The following is a 273-nucleotide window of genomic DNA, read 5'->3' as shown; positions in this document are numbered from 1 at the left end:
CTCAAGATGAGATTTCCCATAGCGCAAGCTAGTAAGAACCCTGAAAGATGATCAGGTTGATAGGTCAGAGGTGGAAGCGTGGTAACATGTGGAGCTGACTGATACTAATCGTTCGAGGACTTAACCATATTTTAAGGTGAACTCACGTTTACAAACTTCTTCAGCATTATCTAGTTTTGAGGGAATGAAGCCTCAAACAAAATAGTCTGGCAGCAATGGCGAGAAGGTCACACCCGTTCCCATACCGAACACGGAAGTTAAGCTTCTCAGCGC

At 44.7% G+C, this 273-nt stretch carries 2 rRNA genes; both read left to right on the top strand.

Annotated elements, in window-relative coordinates:
• Positions 1-128: ribosomal RNA gene (locus M3610_RS27720) — 23S ribosomal RNA — on the top strand; the annotation flags it as partial.
• A 77-nt stretch (positions 129-205) separates the two neighbouring features.
• Positions 206-273 (top strand): 5S ribosomal RNA (gene rrf / locus M3610_RS27715); the annotation flags it as partial.

It is taken from the genome of Neobacillus sp. MER 74, from assembly GCF_023714155.1.
Note: the sequence above shows the minus strand (reverse complement) of the source record. Positions and strands in the feature narration are given on the sequence as shown.